A 17,490-nucleotide genomic window follows, 5' to 3' on the forward strand; every position below is an offset into this window, starting at 1 on the left:
CTGTTTTTCAGTTCATTTTGGGACCGCGATACTGATGGCGGGACAGTTTGCGGGGCAGAGGGATACTGCAGACGATGGCGATGCCCATGGCCAGGGCCACGGCGGTCTTCAACGTCTCCACACCCTTGCTGGCAAAGAGCACCTGTTCATTGTTGAGCAGATAATAAGCCGTGTAGTAGATACCGGCCCCGGGCACCAGGGGGAAGATGGCGCACAGCAGGAACAGGGTGACGGGCGCCCGGTGGGTGATGGCAAAAAAGCGGGAGATGCCCGCCAGGGGGAAGGTGGCCACCAGGGTGGCGGCGGGCATGGAAAGGCCGGCGGCGGTGCAGATGATGTACACCACCCAGCCCACCGCCCCTGCGGTGCCGCAGGCCAGGAAGTGGCGGCGGGGCACCTGGAACGCCAGACTGAAACAGACCGTTGCCACCATGGCAACGCAGAACTGCAGCACACAGCTGCCGAAAAATTGCAGGTTCATCACAGGGGGATCCTCCACAGACTGACGGCCACCATGTAGGTCAGGGCCACGCCGCAGGCCAGACACCCGGCGCAGAGCAGGGCATCGAACAGGCGGATGGTGCCGGACAGGTAGTCGGCATTGATGATGTCCCGGATGCCCATGGTCAGGGCCACACCGGGGGTAAGCACCATCAGGGCGCCGATGATGGCGCCGCTGGGATTGTACCCGGCTCCCCACACCATCTGCATGGCCAGAGCCAGGGCGGTGCAGGCGGCGGCCGCGGCGATATCAGTAAAGACCTTGCTCACCCCGCCTTTGTGGAAGAGCTGCATGATGAGCATCTCCACAATGCCGGCGCAGAAGGCGGTGACGATCTCCGGTCCGGCGCCGCCGAACAGAAAGGCAAAACAGCCGCTGCCCACCGCGCCAGCCAGCAGCGACACCCGGAACCCGTAGGCCGGGATGGCACAGGCGTCCTGCAGGGCTTTTTCGGCGCTGTCCAGGTCCAGCTTGCCGGCGGCCAGTTCCCGGGAAATGGCGTTCACCGCCTCCACCCGGCCCAGATGAATGCTCACCCGGGGCACGTGGCGCACGGCGCTGATGGGACCGTCCTCCCCTTCCGCCGAAGCAAAGATGCCGTTGGTGAGCACATACACCCGGAATTCCCGGATGCCCAGGCTGCGGGCCATGATCTCCATGGTGTCCTGGGCGCGGAAGACCTCGCCCCCGTTTTCCAGCATGGCTTTGCCCGCTTCCACCACCATCTCAATGGCACGATCGGTCATGGGTTCTCTCCTTTCGCCTTGCGGCGTTTTTCCCGGGCAAACCAGAGCGCGGCGATGCCCGCACAGACCACGGTGCCCGCCAGCCCTGCCGCCGCGCCGGGATGGGCGTAGTGCAGCTCCACATGGTTTTCGCCCTCATGCAGCCGCACCCCGATGAAGCCGCCAAAGACACATTCGGTCTCGGCCTTCTCCCCGTTGACGGTGAGCTTCCAGTGGGCGGAATCCTCCCAGGCAAAGGGCAGAACCAAAAGGTCGGCGTCGGCGGTGCCGGTGGCGACGAGGTCGATGTGACCGCCCTCCCGGATGGTCATTTTTTCCGGTTCGGTGGCCTGCAAAGTGGCGGAGGCAGCCGCCAGCACACTCTCATCCAGACTGTACACCTGGATGGCGGCCCGGGCTTCCTCACTGTCCGCAAAGCCCAGGCGCAGCTCCACCGTCTCTCCCTTCTGGAAGGTTCCCAGGGGGAACACCCCGCCCAGGGAATCCCCGTTGAAGTACTCGCCCAGCAGGGTGCCGTTCACCGCCACGTCCGCCGGGGTCATGTCGGTGAGGGTGGGGATGGCCAGATAACAGGGGCCGTCGCAGGGGGCGGTGAAGGTGAGCAGGATGCCCTGTTCCGGCTGCTCAAAGCTGAGGTCCGCGGGCAGCAGGGCGTCCGGGGTGCCGGGGACCAGGGCGGTGAGCATGGCATTCTGCAGTTCAAACGTATTTTCGCTGTCTGCAATGGACACGTTCAAAGCGTCGGAGGAGCCCACATAGGCCATGGGCAAGGCGCAGGGGTTTTCCCACACGGAAAGTTCGGTGCCGGTGTCCAGGGCCTCATACTGGCCGGGTACCAGGCGGGAGCCGTCGCTGTACAGGTAGCGGATGCCCAGCAGGCTGTCCGCCACCCCGGTGGAACCCCAGCCGTAGGTGGAGTAGTTGATGTAGCCCAGGGCTTCCAGCAGCTCCTTGGCCGAGCTGGCCTTGGTGGAGGAATAGTGGCTGATGCCCCAGTACCCCAGCAGCATGGGGTCGTTGAGGGTGCGCATGAAGTTTTTCTCGATGCGGTAGTACCCGCCGTCCCGTTGCCGGATGGCGTTCACGGCGGCGGTGTTCTGGTCGTAGAATTCCTCAAATCCGCTGACGGTGTAGCTTTCAAACTTGCGCAGGGCCAGCACCGTGTTGGCGCCCATATCCCCCACAGCCACCACCCCAAAGCCCACCGCCCCGGCCAGAGCCAGCATACGGCGGGAAGAGTGGAGCCAGACCGCACAGGCCAGGGTGGCGGCAAAGACCAGCACCGTGGCCGCCACCTTGAAGACCGAGAAGGTCTCCCCGGAGGCAAAGCAGTAGCCCACGCACCAGAGGGCTCCCAGCCCCCCGGCCAGAACCAGGGCCTTGGGGCGGGGCGCCCCTTCCAGCAGGGCTTTGGCGGCCAGCAGCACCAGGAACAGGCTGACCAGGAAGCTGTACCGGCAGGGGAACCACACCGGCTGCTTGAAGCCGTGCCAGATCAGGTCGATGCCGTAGAGCCAGAAGCTGAGGGCCATGACGGCCAGCACCGCCCCGGCGGCCAGCTTCTGCCGCAAAGCGCTTTTTCCCGCAAAGAAGAGGACCACCAGCACCACGCAGAAGACGCCGCAATAGATATTGGGCAGGGTGCCGGTGACATCATCCCAGAAGAAATCCCCGAAGAAGAGCCGGTAGGGCAGCTGCCACAGGGGGAAGTTGGGTTTGAGGGAGAATTCCATCTCAAACAGGCCGCCCTTGCTCTGCTCCACTTCCAGCAGGGCGGGCAGCAGCAATACCAGACCCAGGCCCGCCCCCAAAGCACCGGAGGCGGCAAAGAGCCCCACCCGCCGGGGCAGAGAAGCGGAGGGGTGGTCGGTGCCCCACCAGCGGTAGGCAAAGTAGGGCAGGGTGAACAGGCACACTTCCCAGGCGGTGTAGAAGTTGAGCAGCACGCAGGCCAGCACCAGAAAGGTCAGAGGCCAGTGGCGGGCCTTGTCCACCAGTTCGTCCACCGCCCACAGCACCAGCGGTGCCAGCAGGACCACGTCCATCCAGATGATGTTCTGGTTGTACACCACGCAGAAGGCGCACAGGCTGTAGCCCAGGCTGAGCACCGGCAGCAGGCGGGAAGCGCTTTTGTAGTGCCGCTGCAGAAAGAAGCAGCAGGCCGCGCCGGTGCAGGCCACCCGCACCGCAAAGACGGCCTGGGCCACATAGGGGATGGCCCGCACGGGGAAGAGGAGATAGGCCAGATTGAAGGGGCTGCTCATGTAGTAGGCGAACAGCCCCAGGGTGCTGCCCCCGCACAGCTTGGCGAAGCTGTAAAAGAAGCCGCCTTCGCGCACACGGCGCCACATATCGGTGATGTAGTTCACATACAGGCCGTTGAGGTCGCCGGTGAGGATGGTATCATCCCCGAAAGGCGCAAAGCCCAGCAGGAAATACGCCCCCAGCACCAGCAAGAGGGACAGCCCGAAGGCTGCCCCCACGTTCTGACGCTGGCGGCGGCGGATATTCGTTTCCATGGAGTCTCCTTTGCAGCCAGGACGCCCTCAGCCGCGGATGTTGCGGCGCACGGCGTCGAAGTCGGGATAGTTCTCGTACAGATGGGCGGCGATGGCCTCCATCAGGCGGTAGTCGTGTTCGGAGTCGATGTCGATGATGCCGGTGTCCATCATCACGCTGACCCCGATCTTGCCCCGCCAGAGCATGCCGTCGGTGTTACTGGCCAGGAAGTCCCGCTTGAACACATAGATGGAGGCGTTCACATCAAAGACTTCCGGGGCCTGCTGGCGGCCGGTGAATTCGCTCTTGTTCACCTGCTCCACATGGTCGCCCACCGTCTTGACCATGTTGAACCAGGGATTGCGCCGTGCTTCGCAGACGCTGAACACCAGGTCCAGGTCGGGGCGGCTTTGCTTTTTGGCAAAGGCGTTCTCGATGTCGGCGGCGGTGCGCAGGGGGCTGGTGATGTCCAGGTCCATGAGATAGTCATAGGCCGCGCCGGTCTTCTCTTCCATGCGGCGCAGGCTGTCCTGGTAGACGGCCATCTTGGGCACCTTGTCCCCGCCCAGCTCCTCGCCCCGGGGCAGAAAGACCACTTCCGGGTACCGGGCTTTCACCAGCTCCGCCAGCTCGGGGCTGTCGGTGTTCAGGGCAAAGTCGATGTGCAGTTCGGGATGATTCTTGGCAAAAAGTTCCGCGGCACTCAGGGAATAATACACCAGCGGATGACCGCAGAAGGTTTTCAGGTTCTTGTTCTTGAAGCCTTTGCTGCCGGCGCGGCCGCAGACGGTAATGAGCAGACGTTCCATATTACAGTTCCCCCAAAGTCAGTTTGAGCACATCCAGGGCGGTGGCGGGGGTGTTCAGGCTGTCGCCCTCCCCTTCCATCGCGTAGTGCAGGAAGTATTCCATCTCCCGGATATACCGTTCATTCACATCCTCCCGGCAGTCCTCCACCGTGCCGTCGGGCAACGTCAGGGTGCCGGCGCCGAAATCCGCCACGGCGGACCCGGTGGGGCAGAAGAGCTCGATGCTGCGGCGGTAGCCCCGGCCGAAGTAGTCCAGATGCACCTCCGCCAGCAGGTGGGGATATCGGGCGATATACAGCGATACATCGTCGGAGTCGATCTCCAGTTCCGAATACTGGCCCCGCAGGTTGTAAAGGCGCTCCGGCTTGCCGAAGAGCTCCACCAGGTAGTCCCATTCGTGGATGAGGTCGATGGTCACCCCGCCCCCCATGGCCTTGTGGGCGCTGTACACGGTGCGGTAATCCACCCCGGGGCGCCAGTCGGGCAGGTAGGAGGAGCAGATCACCCGGGCGCAGTAGGGATGCAGCTCGGGCAGGTGCTTTTTCAGCGCCAGCATGGCCCCGCACCACCGCATGGGGGCGGCCACATAGGCTTTCTGCCCCGCCGGAAGCAGGTCGGAAAGAGTCCGGCCGGTCTCCTCGGCGGAGAAGATGGGCTTTTCAATGAACAAAGCCCCCGCCCGCCCGCGGACCAGTTCCAGGGCGGCGGCGTGCAGGCTGGTGGGGTTGGTGATGAAAGTCATGTCATACCGGGGCAGGGCGGCTTGGTCCTCCAGGGTGGTGAACTGGGCCGCCAGCAGCTCCGCCACGCCGGGACGCAGGGGACGGTTCAAATCGCTGCGCAGGGCGTGGGCGCACAGGGTCAGGCCCTGTTTTTCGCAGATGGCATGCAGGTTTTTCAGATGGCGGGTCCCGATGGACCCCAGGCCGATGAACAGGGCGGTGACAGTGCCCATGTTCCTCACTCCTTTGTCAGATGTAATGGGGCAGTCACTGGCGGTCAAAGCCCAGGAAGCGGGTGCCCTGGAAGTGGAGCATCCCCCGGTCCCCTTCGGCCAGCAGGCCGGCTTCCCGGGCAGGCAGGCGCAGTTCCAGACGGTCGCCGCTCTCAAATTCAAAGGTGGCGTAGTAGGTGGTGCCGCCTCCGCCGTTGTTGTAGCTGTAATGGTGCTGCCGTTTGGCCACCACGGTGGCGGGGCTGCTCAGCCGGGGAGAAGCGTTGTTGCGGGACCATTCGGCCACGTTGCGGATCACCATGACCACCATCAATCCCACCACCAGTACAAACATGGCGGGGACAAAGATTTCCATCAGATTGAACAGCATCATAACAAAGCCCTTTCTTGTGGGGGCAGTGCCGTATTCAGGCCTGGGCCACGGCGTCCATCAGCCGGATGGCTGCCCGGTCTTTCTCAAAGGTCCAGCGGGGTTCTTCCTCCCCTTTCAGCACGGCGAAGAAGTTGGCCAGCTCGTCCACGTAGGCGTTCTCCACAATGTTGTCGCTGTACCGGCTGTCGTGCTCAAAGCTGCCGTAGGTGTCCACCGGCTGCTTGTCCCCGTCCCTGAACTCATACAGGGCCTTGGGGTTGCCCTCCCAGAAGAGGTGCAGCCCGTCGCCGAAGCATTCAAAGCTGCGCACCGCCTTGGGGCTGACCACGTCCGCCGCCAGCACCCCCTGTACCCCGCCTTTGTGGCGCAGCAGCAGGGTGGCGCAGTCGGGATAGGGCAGGCCCAGGTCGCTGATGGTGTCGGTCTGGACGGTCATGTGTTCCACATCCCCGAAGGCATCCAGCAGCCAGGGCAGGTCGATGCCGAAGATCTCCCTCACGCCGCCGGTCCGGGCATTGCCCACAAAGAAGTTCTTGTAGTTCTCCCAGGGATGCCAGTCGGGCAGGTACTGGCCGATATGGTAAATGTAATGCACCGGGCGGCCGAATTCAGCCACACGGCGTTTGATGTACTGGGTCTCCTTGCGGTAGAGCATGGTGGAGGAGAGGAAGAGGGGCACACCCTTTTCCCTGGCCTTGGCCAGGTTCTCGGTGTAGCCGTCGTCCACCAGGTTCAGCTCGGTGAACACCGGCAGGCCCGCGTCCAGCAGCTCCGAAATGATGGCCGCATGGCTCAAAGGCGAGGTGCAGACCAGGGCGGCGTCCGGGTGTTCGGCTGCCACGGCCTCCCCGATGGAGGGGTAGGCTGCCTGACACAGCTCCAGGGACAGGGCCTCGGTGCGGCGGGCTTCGGCGCTGTCCACGCCGCAGATGCGGACGTTTTCCGCCCCCAGCAGGCCCCGGGTCAGGCGGGCGCGGCGCTTGCCCATGCTGCCCAGGCCGACGATGAGAAGTTTCATACCAATACCTCCCGATGTTACAGGCGGGGTTCCGCCTGCGGGTCAAACGGCGGCACCGGGCCGTCGTAGAATGTTTTGGGTTTGGTGAAGTCGAAGTGTTCCAGCACTTTCACGATCTTGCCGCTGGTGTCGCCCCCGTGATAAGGGCTGACGGCCCCCGCCGCCACCACCCGGAAGGCCGGGGTCAGGGCGGTGCGCAGGGCGTCCTCGATCTGGGTGCGCTCCCCGCCGCAGCGGATGACATTCTGGCAGAGGATGCGTCCGGCCTGACGGCTGCCGATGTTCACCGCCGGCACCCCGAAGCTGGGGGTCTCCACCACGCCGGAGGAGGAGTTGCCCGCCACCAGGGCGGCGTACTGCATGGCCGAGAGATACCGGCGCAGGCCCAGGCTGTTGATGAAGCCCGCCCGGTCGGGGTGGTCGGCGGCAAAGCGCTGCATCCGGGCGGTGCAGACGGCGCCCCCGGCGTCAGCGTTGGAGCCGGTGATGAGCCAGAACACCCCCTCCACCGCCTCCATGGCCTCGCACAGGGCCTCCGCCTGGATAGCGGGGTCCGGGGCGCCGGCGGCGGTCTCGGGGTGGAAGGTGACCAAGGCAAAGGGCTGCATCAGGTCAAAGCCGGTGGAATTGCACAACTCTTCCCGGCTCATTTTGGGCACAGCGTGAATGTTTTCATCTCCCAGTCCGCCCACGCAGAAGACCCGGGCGGGGTCCTCCCCCATCCGCACCAGGCGGGCGGCGCTGTCGGCGCAGGAGGGGAAATGCACCGCCGCCATCTTGCTGATGCAGTGGCGGTAGTACTCGTCGGCGGCGCCCAGGGTCACATCCCCGCCGGAAATGTGGGCGATGGGGATATGGCGGGCCGCGGCGGCGGTGGCGGCGGCAAAAATTTCAAACCGGTCCCCCAGCACCAGCACGCAGCCGGGGCGGTGGGCGGCAAAATAGTCGTCAAAGACTTCAATCGTGCGGGCGATGGTGCGTCCCACCGGTTCGTCCGGGTCCTTTTCCCGGAAAATGGGCAGTCGGGCGGCGATTTCCACCGCCGGGGCGTCGGCTTCCACTTCCGTGACCGTGTTGCCCAGCCGCTCACACAGATGGGCCCCGGTCACCACCAGCTGCAGCCGCCCCGCGGCGGCCAGTTTGCGGGCCACCGGGCGCAAAAGGCCGTAGTCCGCCCGGGTGGAGGTGAGGAGTGCCACAGTGTCACAGTTCAATCTTTTCATCCTCCGCAAAGTCCCGCTTGGCGGTCTGGCCCAGCACCTCGTACCAGCGCATGGGGCTGATGCCGTCCCCGGGACGTTTGGTGGTCAGGTTGTCGGCGGTGAAGGTCTCCCCCGCCTTGATGGGGCAGGCGGCCACGATGCTCTTGCGGGCCACCGCCTTGTTGGGGGCCTCGCTGGCGGTCAGGTGCTTGTGGCCGTCGCCCAGTGCGGCTTCCACATGGCGCACCGCGTCCACCATGGCCTTGAACTCGGTGGGGTCCAGGCTGGCTTTCTGGTCGGGGCCGGGGAGGGTCTTGTCCAGGGTGAAATGCTTTTCAATGACCTGGGCGCCCAGCACGGTGGCGGCCACGTCGCACTCCCACCCCGGGGTGTGGTCGGACAGGCCCACCGGCAGGCCGAACTGCTCGAACAGCTCGATCATGGCGGTGAGGTTGGCGTCCTCATAGGGGGTGGGATACTGGGTGTTGCAGTGCAGGATGGTGGCCTCCGGGCAGCCGTTGTCGTCCAGGATGCCCAGGGCGTCGGTGATCTCCCCCAGGGTGCTCATGCCGGTGGACAGCAGCACCGGGGTGTTCAGCTTGGCCACCTCTTCCAGGTAGGGCAGGTTGGTGATCTCCCCCGAAGGAATCTTGATCAGCGGCAGGCCCAGGGTGCCCAGGAACCGCACGCTGGGGATATCGAAGGGGGCGGACAGGTACTGGATGCCGATGGAATCGCAGTATTCCTTCAGCTCCTTGTGGCCTTCAAAGGAGAAGTGCAGCTTGCGGATCATCTCCAGCTGGCTTTCGGCGGCGTCGGTGGTCTGCTTCTGGTATTCGGCCTTCTCGGCGAACTTGCTCACCACCAGCTCAGGCACGGCGGTCTGGTATTTGACGATATCGGCGCCGCATTCCTTGGCCACCAGGGCCATCTTTTTGGCCATTTCCAGGTCACCGTTGTGGTTGACACCGGCTTCGGCAATGATCGTAACAGGCATAATTGTTTCCTTTCAGCGTTGTGTTTCCAGTTTGCGGCGCATCTTTTCCAGCTCTTCCATCTGGCCCATGTCCATCCAGGCGCTTTCGTTGATGGGGTAGACGCCCACTTTTTCCCCGGCGGCGCGGTAGCGTTCGATGACATCGGGGAAACCGATGTTCTCCCCTTCCTTCATCTCCTCCACCACCCGGGGTTCCACCACATACACGCCGGTGTTGGTCAGGAAGTTCAGTTCCGGTTTTTCCCGCATGGCGGCAATGCCGCCGTCCTCCCCCAGTTCCACCACGCCATAAGGCACGGTGTAGTGCTTGAGGGCGCAGACCATGGTGACCAGGTTGCCCCGCTCCTTGTGCTTGGCGTACAGGTCCCCGAAATCCAGGTCCAGCAGGGTATCGCAGTTGGTGAAGAAGAAGGGGGAATCCACCTTGCCTTTGAGCAGGCAGAGCCCGCCGCCGGTGCCCATGAACTGTTCCTCGTCCACGAATTCCAGGTCGTAGTCCTTCTCCACTTCCCCGAAATAGGACTTGATCATGTTCTTTTTATAGTTGACCACCATCTTGAACCGGTGGCAGCCGAATTCCCGGAAGCGGTCGATGATCATCTCCGCAATGGGCTGTTCCCCCACCGGGATCAGGGGTTTGGGCAGGATCTTGGTATAAGGGTAGAGCCGGGTGCCCAGCCCGCCGGCCATCATGACCACCGGGATGTCCACCTTCTTGCGGTTGTCCACATCCACACCGCCCGCAAAGACGATATCGGTGATAACGCCTTTCTTGTTCAGGATGGGCAGGGCGTCGATGCCGTATTTCTGCAGTTCTTCCCGGGCGCGGCCCCGCTCGGACACGGGCAGGCTCTTGGGCGAAAAGTTGGCCGCCTGTTCCACGGGTTCGGCCAGAGTGCCGCCCCGGAGCAGGAACTTGCGGATGTCGCCGTCGGTGACCACGGCCTGCAGCACCCCGTCCGGTGCGATGAACAGGATGCGCTGGCCGGTCTCGTCCAGCTTTTTCATGGTTTCCAGCACGGTGGCGTGGCGGTCCACGAAGAGTTCTTCGATTTTGAGCAAGGCGGTTCTCCCCTTTTATGCAGTCAGTTTCAGACCAGCGCCTTCACCGCGTCGATGACGCGGGCGCAGTCGGCTTCGCTCAGGTTGGTGGAGCAGGGCAGGTTGACGATGTGCGCCCGCAGGTCCTGGGCCTTTTCCAGGTGGTAGGCCTCGTTGCGGGGGTAGTCCGCCTGCTCGTGGATGAGGGCCCACACCGGGCGGGTCTGGATGTCCTGCTCCTGCAAAGCGGCAATGACCGTATCCCGGTCCAGATCCGTTTCGCCCAGATACAGGCTGTAGAACCAGTGGTTGGCGCGCACCCCTTCGGCCTCGGTCTTGAAGGGCAGGATGCGCAGGCCGTGGTAGCCGTCCAGGGCGTCCTTGTACTGGTTGTAGCGGGCGATCTTGGTGGCGATGAAGTCCTCCAGACGTTCCAACTGGGCCAGACCCAGGCAGGCCTGGACGTTGGTCATGCGGTAGTTGTAGCCCACCTCGTCGTGGAAGAACTGGAGCATGTCGCTCTTGGCCTGGGTGGACAGGTGCTTGGCGTGCTCCGCCCAGTCGGGATGGTTGGACACCAGCATGCCGCCGGCACCGGTGGTGATGATCTTGTTGCCGTTGAAGCTGTAGCAGCCCACGTCGCCCATGGTGCCGGCAAACTTGCCGGACAACGGGCCGGAAACGTACTTGGTGCCCAGGGCCTCGGTGGCGTCCTCAATGAGGGTCAGGCGGTACTTTCTGGCAATGTCCAGCAGGCGGGGCATATCAGCCATGTTGCCGAAGACATGCACCACTTCCAGGGCGGCCACTTTGGCGCCGGTCTTGTTGTTGTACAGGCCGTCTTCCTTCAGGGTGCAGTGGTTGGCGCAGAAGTCCTCCACAGCGTCGGGGTCGATGCACCAGGAATCGTCGCAGCCGATGAAAACCGGTTCCGCCCCCACATAGCGGGTCAGGGGGCTGACGGCGGCAATGAAGGTCAGGGTGGGTACGATGACCTCCTGCCCGGGCCGGATGCCGCAGGCCATGGCGGCCAGATGCAGCGCCGAGGACCCGGCGTTGGAGGCTACGGCCCGGGGCATGCCCACATAGTCGGCCAGGGCCTGCTCAAATTCACCCACCCGGGCGCCGCTGGTGGACACCCAGCCGGAGGTGATGGCTTCGGCCGCCCGGGCGGCCTCCTTTTCGCCGAAATTCGGTACAGACAACGGGATAAAAGCAGACATAGATACGTCCCCCGATCTTATAATTACAAAAATTCAGTCTTTATTATAAACCGTTTGGTGTCAAACGGCAAGGCGGACAACAAAAAAGCCGTCCCCGCCGGGTGGGCGGGAACGGTTTTTGATAAATCGCTTTTGGGGGTCACTGGTCCTCGTCGGTGTAGGCATCCTCAAACAGGCGCAGCACGCCGGTACGGTCGAAATCTTCGGTGTTGTCAGCGTCGGTAAGCCCCGGGATCCGGGGGGATTCGTCCGCCGGGGTGTAGATGGGCACGTCCTCGTCGGGTTCCTCATCGTCTCCGGGCACCAGTTCCAGCTCTTCCAGCAGGGCCTGGATGGCGTCGCAGTCCTCGGGCAGGTCGGTGAGGCTGGAACCGTAGTGGGCGAACAGCACGGTGCCGTCCACGTCCAGGATCAGGGTCAGGGGCATGTCCAGCACATTGTTCTTGGGCGGCTTGTAGCCGTTGCGCTTGGCTTCCCGCAGGATCTTCCAGGCTTCCAGGCTGTAGGCGGTCAGGGTACCGCTGCGCTGGGGAATGTCCAGCAGGTCATACAGCACCCCGTCCGCGTCGCACAGGAGGGGGAAAGGCAGGGTATCCGGCCCGATGCTGTGGGAAAGTTTGTCCGCACGGGAGCGCACCACCATGGCAAACCCGCCGCTGCGCAGACCGTCGAAGGTGGATGCGTAGCGTTCCGCAAAAGTGCGGGTGACCGGATGGCCGAAGTTGTTCATGAACACCATGACCAGCGGTGCGCTCTGGGCCAGCAGGTCCCGGAAACGGTTCTGGGCGCTGTAGGGCGTATCATACAAAAAGAAAGGCAGCTTGTCCCCTGCCGCAACACGACCGGCCAAGCCAAACACTCCCCTTTCACACACTTTTTTATTCCAAAAAACGCCGGGCGGCGGACCCGCCCGGCGATGAATTGCCTGATATACCCCGCACAGCCGTCTGCGACCAATCAAAACCTACTGTTATGAGCAGGTGGGTGCCCTGCCGCTGCGTTCACGCTCCCTTCTTCCGCTGGCCGCCGAAGCGGGGCGGGAGGTCTGCGATCCTGCAGAGGACTTTTCCGGGCTCCCTAGATTTGATTAGTAGGATCATATAAAGCCGCAACAAATCGAACCGCGCAGGGTGTTTTTTGGGTTCAGTTTTCCAGTTCGGAATCGTCGATGTCAAACATCGCCTTCAGGCGTTCCTCGAACACCTTGCCGACGCGGATGAGCTCCTCATCATCGTCCACGATGTCCATATATTCCCCGTCCTCGTCGGTGCCGATGCGCATGAGGATCAGTTCGGCATCCTCTTCCAGGGATTCGGGGTCTTCCTGATAGGGAACCACCGCCATATAGCGGGTCCCGTCGATCTCGGTCACGTCGATGACTTCAAAGGTGCACTCCTTGCCGTCCTCATCCTCCAGCGTCAGCAGGTCGGGGGAAGCCTCTTCCAGCATTTCGGGGTTCAGTTCGTCAGCCATAGTTCGTTTCTCCTAAAAAACATCGGGCCGCAGGGCCCTGTTGGTTTCCTTGTACGCTTATAGTGTACTTGTTTTTTTGTTCCGCGTCAAGCTATGCTTTGCGAGGAAATTGTGGTATACTGAATTCATCATGCGCCAAGATCATTCCCCTGAAGGAGGCTGCTTATGCCCAAAACGAAAAAACTGCGCGCAGCGGCGTGTTTTGCGGCGCTGCTGGCCCTTTGTCTGACCGCCTGTTCCTCTGCGGAGGACGGGCATCCCCGGCCCGACCGCCCGGTGGTGGAAAGCGGCGAGCGCCAGTTCACCGCCCCGTCGGACGGGGACCTGATCGCCATTTTCGACACCAGCCTGGGTGAAGTGCGGGCGGTGCTGTACCCCGACGCCGCCCCCATGGCGGTGGAAAATTTTGTGGGGCTGGCCCGCACCGGCTACTATGACGGCACGGCCATCTGGCGCTGCGAATACGGTTTTGCGGTGCAGGGGGGCGATGCCACCGGCACCGGCACCGGCGGGTCCACCATCTGGAGCAACAACCCCTATCCCCTGGAAGCCAGCGCCGACCTGCGCCATTACACCGGCGCTCTGTGCGCGGCCTTTGCCTCCGGCGGAGATGTCCAGGGCGGCACCAGCCAGTTTTATTTCGTGACAGCCCTGCCGGACAGTGTGGACAAATCCATGCAGGAGGAGCTGGCCGCCAACGGCTACACCGAGAGCCAGATCGCCGCCTACGCCGACGGCGGCGGCCTGCCCTACCTGGACAACACCGACACGGTCTTCGGACAGGTGTATATGGGGATGGATGTGGTGGACATCATGGCCAGCTGCCCCACCGTGGTGAACGAGGACGGCACCGATACCTTCCGCCCGGACGGAGAGATCATCGTCAACAAGGTGACCATCACCACCTATCCCGGGCCGGAGCCCGCCACCGCCGAATCCGCCGAATAACCCAATCTATGCGCCAGCGCCCCGCGGCATCACCGCGGGGCGCTGGCTTTCTCTTTCTTCTCAGGTCTTCTTTTCGGAAACGGCGCGAGGCCTTACTCTTTTTTGGTGCGGCGGCGCAGGGCGCGCAGGGCGCGCACCGCCTTTTCCCGGGTCACACCGGGCTGGGGCACGGGTTTGTCCGCCTCCGGTTCGGGAGTTTCCGGTTCCTCCGGCTCCTCTTCCGGCTCGTCATACTCCTCATCATCCCCGAAACTGGGCATGACCGGCATCTGGGGGCCGGCGGCGGGCGGGTCCTCGTCGGGCTCGGCGGGGGTCTCCTGCCGCACAATGGGCGAGGAGAAGATGGCTCCCGGCACAGCGGTCAGGGCCGGACCTGTCTGACGGGCGGGTTCCGGTTCCTCCGCCGGGGCGGCGGGGGCTTCCGGCTCTTCCGGTGCGGGGTGCTCCGGCTCTGCGGGTTCCGCCGTCTCCGGTTCCGGCTGGGCGGGGGGTTCGGAAGCATCGGGCTCCGCCTCCTCGTCCTCCGCCACCAGCTGGAAGCTGCGGGCGGCACGGGCGGCCACACTGTTTTCGTCCGGAGCGGGCTCCGCGGATTCCTCCTCTTCGTCGTCCTCCTGGCCGGCGGCAGCCTGGGCGCGCAGTTCATCCACCGCCCGGGCGATGGCCTCCGGTCCCAGGTCCAGTTCCACCGGCGGCGTGGGCACCTCATGCAGGTCGGGCAGCTCATCCACCGCCGGCGCGGGCACCGCTTCGGCGGCGGCACCTTCGCTCTTGGCGGTGCCTTCCACCTGCATCAGCTCCCGGGCCATCCGGTTCAGGAATTCGATAAGCTTGTCCCGGCGCTGTTCCAGCACCCGGACTTCGTCCCGCAGGCTGTTGAGCCGCAGCTGATGGGCATTCTGCACTTCGTTGGCTTCCGCCGCCGCGGCGTCCACCAGCCGGCGGGCCTGGGCCTGGGCCTGGGCCTGGGCAGCCCGGGCGGTGGCCTGGGCTTCCAGCTTGGCCTGATCGGTGATCTTCTGCGCCTTCTTGCGGGCTTCCTCCACCATCTGGTCGGCCTCATCCTCCGCCTTTTCCAGCCGCTGGCGGCGGGCCGCCACCTGGGCGGCCTTCTCGTCGTCCAGCTCCCGGCCCTTGATGCGCAGCTCCGCCCGGGCCTGGGCGGCCGCCTCCTTCAGTTCCTCGTTTTCCTTGGTCAGATCGCTGTTTTTCAGCTGCAGGACCGCGCAATGATCGCTGAGGGAATGGTACTTCTCCTTCAGGCTGGCCAGACGGTTGTCCAGCTCGGTGCGCTGGCGGGAATAGGTCTGGGTATTGCCGGCCAGGGCGGCACTCTGTTCCGCCAGACGGCGGTTCTGGGCGGTCAGGTTCTGGCAATGCTGTTCCAGGGCGGTATTCTGCTGGACAAGGGCCTTGGCATGGCTTTCGGCCCGGTTGAGCCGCTGTTCGTATTCGGTGCACAGGGCCTGCATGGCCTGCCGCACATCCACCGTCTCATATCCGCCGAAGCGGGCTTTGCGGATGCCGCTCTGTTCAATGAATTTGCTGACGTCGATCTTTGGCACGGTAACGCACCCCGTTCCTTCCTCAATGTACTTCCCGCCGGATGCGCCCCCCAGCGCACTCCCCGGCGTTTTTTCGTTTACATATGGTATTATTATACCAAGGCCCCTGACCGAACGCAACAAAAAACTTCCCCGCCATGTCGGGCGCCCGACATGGGTGGGGAAGGGCTGATCGGGATATGAACCCGGGGCCGGCTGTCCGGTCAGGACGCCTTTTTTTCCGCCAGAGCGTCGGTTTGCAGGACCAGGCGTCGGGCGCTGCCCTGGGGCGCAGAGGTGCCCGCCGGCTCATACACCGCACACAGGGTCACGGTGACGGTGTAACGGCCGGGAGCGTGGTATGTCCGGGAAGGCCAGAGGGTCCAGCTGCCGCCGGACATGGCCGCGGCGGCGGGCACGGTGTACTCGGCCACCGGGCCCGTATCGTCCGAGACGGTATACCGCACGGTGCACCATGCGTTGTTTTTGCCGTCGGGGATGTTGCCCGCATTGCCGCCGGGCGGGTTGATCATGTATCCGAAATTCACCTCCTGTTCTGCGGTCTGGGTCTGGTCGGCGGGGGCATACGTACAGCGCAGGGGGATATCGGCCGCCGCGGCGGGAAAGGACGCCAGACACACCGGCTGTGTGTCCCCGTCCTCCGCCGTGTACAGGCCGCCCGTGCCTGCCCGCACCCCGCAGCCGCCGAAGGTGGCGGCATAGTCCGGTTTCAGCCCGGACAGCCGCACCACCAGCCTGCGGCCGAAGGTGGTGCGCCCCTGCCCGTCCAGACGGGGTTTCTCACTTACGGCATTGGTTGTATAGTCAAAACCGGTCACGGTCAGGGTGCCGGTCGCTGCATCGGTGGTCAGCTGCAGGCCGGACAGGTCCAGTTTCACCTGCCCCCATCCGCTGTGGGTCTTGTCCACGGCATACACCTGGACATCGGTGTCATCGGTCATGGTATATTCGGGCGCCAGGGTATAGCGCAGCCGGGTGTCGGGGCCGGGGGCTGTCTTTGTGCCCGCTTCGGCCCAGGCCTGCAGGGTCAGGGTATAGGTGCCGTCCTCCCCGCAGGTGATCTGCTGGGTCAGGCACAGGGTCGGTTCGGTCTGGGAGACGGCGGACTCGGCCGCCCGGGCAGGCAGTGCCGCTCCCAGCAAAAGCAGCGCCCACAGCGCCGCGGTGTGCAGGAATCGCTTCATGGTCCATCCTTCCCCGCGGTGCCGTCCGGCGCTGCCGGATTCAGGGCACAGCGGTCATATTCGGGTTCCGGTCAAAGGCGCCGGGACGGGTCCGGCCCGGGCGGTGCCCGGTGGCCCGGGGTTCCAGGCTGCGGCATCAAAGGCCGGTGCCCGGGCTGGTTCCCACAGCACAGGGCTCCGGTCCACCCCCAGGGTGGGACCGAACCAGTAGCTGGTGCGGGGCAGCGCAGTTTCGGAGGTACGGCTGGTAGCCATGGTGATGGAGTCGGCGGGCGCCTGTGCCGGTTCGGACACCGTGCACAGCAGGGCGGTGCGTGCCACCGCGCCTACCGCGGCACGAAGCCAGGCCAGACCGGCCCCTGCCAGACAGCAGGCCGCCAGCAGAACAGAGCTCAGTCCCATGGCAAGATGCAGATGTCGTTTCATCTTGTACACCCCTCCCGTTTTGTACAGCCGCCCCCACGGCGGGGATGCGGCGAATCTGTTGTCGGTCGGGTCCGTCCCGGTCTCATGACGGCGTAAAGACGCATGGCGTCGGGCCCGGGGCCCCTGCGGCCGTCTGCGGGGAAAGCGCTGTCCTGTTCGTCAGGTTCCGTTCCCGGCCTCCTGGGCCCGGGTGTGGTGTGCGCTCTTCCCCGCGCGGCTGCGCGCCCCGCGGGCATATGTATCCGTCTGTTCCGGGCCGGCGCCGGTCTTGCCTTTGCGCCGCCGGACCCCGGGCTGCCGCTTTGCCGGCAGCCCCGCGGGTTTCGCCCCGCATGATGAGTATAGCTGCCCCGGGATGCAAAAGTTGCAAAAGTGTGTCGGGGCGTAAAAAACTTTTTGAACTTCCGGAAAGTTTTCCCGCCGGAAAAAAAGTTTGCTTTTTTTTGAAAATATCCCTTGACAAATTCCACTTCCCGCAGTATACTTATCAACGCTGATTCAAATATTGCCCCATAGCTCAGTTGGTTAG

Annotated in this window: 17 protein-coding genes and 1 other RNA gene; 1 reads left to right on the forward strand and 17 read right to left on the reverse strand. The window is 64.0% G+C overall.

What is annotated here, in order from left to right; translation table 11 throughout:
- Nucleotides 1–7 precede the first annotated feature (7 nt).
- The 14 genes from Q0K17_RS02335 to Q0K17_RS02400 form a co-directional block, all read right to left on the reverse strand.
- Nucleotides 8–481 (reverse strand): threonine/serine exporter family protein, encoded by a 474-nt coding sequence (locus tag Q0K17_RS02335; RefSeq protein ID WP_294539485.1) that lies wholly within the window; start codon nt 479–481, stop codon nt 8–10.
- A complete protein-coding gene (locus Q0K17_RS02340) occupies nt 481–1,248 on the reverse strand; it encodes a threonine/serine exporter family protein (RefSeq protein ID WP_294539488.1) in 768 nt (255 codons plus the stop codon). The genes Q0K17_RS02335 and Q0K17_RS02340 overlap by 1 nt, the downstream gene beginning before the upstream one ends.
- Nucleotides 1,245–3,767 carry a YfhO family protein gene (locus tag Q0K17_RS02345; RefSeq protein WP_294539491.1) on the reverse strand — a complete coding sequence of 841 codons (2,523 nt, stop codon included), beginning with the start codon at nt 3,765–3,767 and terminating at the stop codon, nt 1,245–1,247. Before Q0K17_RS02345 ends, Q0K17_RS02340 begins: the two co-directional genes overlap by 4 nt.
- A gap of 27 nt (nt 3,768–3,794) precedes the next feature.
- Nucleotides 3,795–4,556 carry an acylneuraminate cytidylyltransferase family protein gene (locus tag Q0K17_RS02350; protein ID WP_294539493.1) on the reverse strand — a complete coding sequence of 254 codons (762 nt, stop codon included), beginning with the start codon at nt 4,554–4,556 and terminating at the stop codon, nt 3,795–3,797.
- A gap of 1 nt (nt 4,557) precedes the next feature.
- Complete coding sequence (locus Q0K17_RS02355) at nt 4,558–5,511, reverse strand: Gfo/Idh/MocA family oxidoreductase (protein ID WP_294539495.1); 954 nt, start codon at nt 5,509–5,511, stop codon at nt 4,558–4,560.
- A 34-nt stretch (nt 5,512–5,545) separates the two neighbouring features.
- Nucleotides 5,546–5,884, reverse strand: coding sequence for a DUF2500 domain-containing protein (locus Q0K17_RS02360; RefSeq protein WP_294539497.1), 339 nt, complete (start codon nt 5,882–5,884; stop codon nt 5,546–5,548).
- A 34-nt stretch (nt 5,885–5,918) separates the two neighbouring features.
- The gene (locus tag Q0K17_RS02365; RefSeq protein ID WP_294539499.1) at nt 5,919–6,902 is read right to left on the reverse strand and encodes a Gfo/Idh/MocA family oxidoreductase; all 984 of its coding nucleotides are present in this window, start codon (nt 6,900–6,902) and stop codon (nt 5,919–5,921) included.
- A 17-nt stretch (nt 6,903–6,919) separates the two neighbouring features.
- Nucleotides 6,920–8,125, reverse strand: a complete 1,206-nt coding sequence (neuC, locus tag Q0K17_RS02370) for a UDP-N-acetylglucosamine 2-epimerase (RefSeq protein ID WP_294539501.1) — start codon at nt 8,123–8,125, stop codon at nt 6,920–6,922.
- Nucleotides 8,106–9,101 (reverse strand): N-acetylneuraminate synthase, encoded by a 996-nt coding sequence (neuB, locus tag Q0K17_RS02375; protein ID WP_294539504.1) that lies wholly within the window; start codon nt 9,099–9,101, stop codon nt 8,106–8,108. Before neuB ends, neuC begins: the two co-directional genes overlap by 20 nt.
- A gap of 12 nt (nt 9,102–9,113) precedes the next feature.
- Nucleotides 9,114–10,163, reverse strand: coding sequence for a nucleotidyltransferase family protein (locus Q0K17_RS02380; protein WP_294539505.1), 1,050 nt, complete (start codon nt 10,161–10,163; stop codon nt 9,114–9,116).
- Nucleotides 10,164–10,192: 29 nt separating this feature from the next.
- Nucleotides 10,193–11,365: a LegC family aminotransferase gene (locus Q0K17_RS02385; protein WP_294539507.1), complete on the reverse strand. Its 1,173-nt coding sequence runs from the start codon at nt 11,363–11,365 to the stop codon at nt 10,193–10,195.
- 139 nt (nt 11,366–11,504) lie between these two features.
- Nucleotides 11,505–12,215 carry a hypothetical protein gene (locus tag Q0K17_RS02390; RefSeq protein WP_294539509.1) on the reverse strand — a complete coding sequence of 237 codons (711 nt, stop codon included), beginning with the start codon at nt 12,213–12,215 and terminating at the stop codon, nt 11,505–11,507.
- 78 nt (nt 12,216–12,293) lie between these two features.
- Nucleotides 12,294–12,500: non-coding RNA, 6S RNA (ssrS, locus tag Q0K17_RS02395), on the reverse strand.
- Nucleotides 12,501–12,508: 8 nt separating this feature from the next.
- Nucleotides 12,509–12,838, reverse strand: a complete 330-nt coding sequence (locus Q0K17_RS02400) for a DUF1292 domain-containing protein (protein WP_294539511.1) — start codon at nt 12,836–12,838, stop codon at nt 12,509–12,511.
- A gap of 165 nt (nt 12,839–13,003) precedes the next feature.
- Between Q0K17_RS02400 and Q0K17_RS02405 the strand changes: the two genes are divergently transcribed.
- A complete protein-coding gene (locus tag Q0K17_RS02405) occupies nt 13,004–13,786 on the forward strand; it encodes a peptidylprolyl isomerase (protein ID WP_294539513.1) in 783 nt (260 codons plus the stop codon).
- A gap of 92 nt (nt 13,787–13,878) precedes the next feature.
- Here Q0K17_RS02405 and Q0K17_RS02410 read toward each other — a convergent pair whose 3' ends face one another.
- From Q0K17_RS02410 to Q0K17_RS02420, 3 genes are all read right to left on the reverse strand, one after another.
- Entirely contained in the window at nt 13,879–15,351 is a 1,473-nt protein-coding gene (locus Q0K17_RS02410; protein WP_294539514.1) for a hypothetical protein, read from the reverse strand.
- Nucleotides 15,352–15,554: 203 nt separating this feature from the next.
- On the reverse strand, nt 15,555–16,535 hold the full coding sequence (locus Q0K17_RS02415) for a hypothetical protein (RefSeq protein ID WP_294539516.1): 981 nt from the start codon (nt 16,533–16,535) through the stop codon (nt 15,555–15,557).
- A 54-nt stretch (nt 16,536–16,589) separates the two neighbouring features.
- Nucleotides 16,590–16,961 (reverse strand): hypothetical protein, encoded by a 372-nt coding sequence (locus Q0K17_RS02420; protein ID WP_294539518.1) that lies wholly within the window; start codon nt 16,959–16,961, stop codon nt 16,590–16,592.
- Between the last annotated feature and the right edge of the window lie 529 nt (nt 16,962–17,490).

Origin of the sequence: uncultured Gemmiger sp., from assembly GCA_944388105.1 — a bacterium.
Classification (GTDB): domain Bacteria; phylum Bacillota; class Clostridia; order Oscillospirales; family Ruminococcaceae; genus Gemmiger.

Coding starts and splice junctions, on each gene's coding strand:
- Q0K17_RS02420 (WP_294539518.1), bottom strand. CDS start 16,961: ATGAAACGACATCTGCATCTTGCCATGGGACTGAGCTCTGTTCTGCTG.
- Q0K17_RS02365 (WP_294539499.1), bottom strand. CDS start 6,902: ATGAAACTTCTCATCGTCGGCCTGGGCAGCATGGGCAAGCGCCGCGCC.
- Q0K17_RS02335 (WP_294539485.1), bottom strand. CDS start 481: ATGAACCTGCAATTTTTCGGCAGCTGTGTGCTGCAGTTCTGCGTTGCC.
- Q0K17_RS02415 (WP_294539516.1), bottom strand. CDS start 16,535: ATGAAGCGATTCCTGCACACCGCGGCGCTGTGGGCGCTGCTTTTGCTG.
- Q0K17_RS02345 (WP_294539491.1), bottom strand. CDS start 3,767: ATGGAAACGAATATCCGCCGCCGCCAGCGTCAGAACGTGGGGGCAGCC.
- neuB (WP_294539504.1), bottom strand. CDS start 9,101: ATGCCTGTTACGATCATTGCCGAAGCCGGTGTCAACCACAACGGTGAC.
- Q0K17_RS02350 (WP_294539493.1), bottom strand. CDS start 4,556: ATGGAACGTCTGCTCATTACCGTCTGCGGCCGCGCCGGCAGCAAAGGC.
- Q0K17_RS02340 (WP_294539488.1), bottom strand. CDS start 1,248: ATGACCGATCGTGCCATTGAGATGGTGGTGGAAGCGGGCAAAGCCATG.
- Q0K17_RS02355 (WP_294539495.1), bottom strand. CDS start 5,511: ATGGGCACTGTCACCGCCCTGTTCATCGGCCTGGGGTCCATCGGGACC.
- Q0K17_RS02400 (WP_294539511.1), bottom strand. CDS start 12,838: ATGGCTGACGAACTGAACCCCGAAATGCTGGAAGAGGCTTCCCCCGAC.
- Q0K17_RS02405 (WP_294539513.1), top strand. CDS start 13,004: ATGCCCAAAACGAAAAAACTGCGCGCAGCGGCGTGTTTTGCGGCGCTG.
- Q0K17_RS02360 (WP_294539497.1), bottom strand. CDS start 5,884: ATGATGCTGTTCAATCTGATGGAAATCTTTGTCCCCGCCATGTTTGTA.
- Q0K17_RS02385 (WP_294539507.1), bottom strand. CDS start 11,365: ATGTCTGCTTTTATCCCGTTGTCTGTACCGAATTTCGGCGAAAAGGAG.
- neuC (WP_294539501.1), bottom strand. CDS start 8,125: ATGAAAAGATTGAACTGTGACACTGTGGCACTCCTCACCTCCACCCGG.